Genomic DNA, 291 nt, shown 5'->3' with positions numbered 1-291 from the left:
ATATGATTACAGCATTTACTCTCTCATGGGTTTCTTCTGAAAGCTGAACCGGGGTTTTGGAAACTTCATAAAATTGTTCGTAATTGTAAGTGACGATAAAGAAAATCAATAAAATATTTAAACAAAAGAATGAAACAACGCCACTCATCCTTTCAGCATCAAGATCGAGAAATGAGTACGTAGATTTCTGGATTTTATCTTTATCCTGAAAGTGATTATCCAGCATCCTGTTGTTTTTATAAATAAATCTTTCAACAGCATAATTCCAATAATTAAAGGCAATGAATAATC

1 pseudogene is annotated in these 291 nt (G+C 31.3%); it reads right to left on the bottom strand.

Annotated features, from left to right (window positions below):
* A pseudogene (locus tag SCA31_RS22940) lies at positions 1-291 on the bottom strand (DUF4173 domain-containing protein); the annotation flags it as partial.

It is taken from the genome of Chryseobacterium sp. SIMBA_028 (assembly GCF_046535285.1).
In the GTDB taxonomy this organism is placed as follows: Bacteria; Bacteroidota; Bacteroidia; order Flavobacteriales; family Weeksellaceae; genus Chryseobacterium.
Note: the sequence above shows the minus strand (reverse complement) of the source record. Positions and strands in the feature narration are given on the sequence as shown.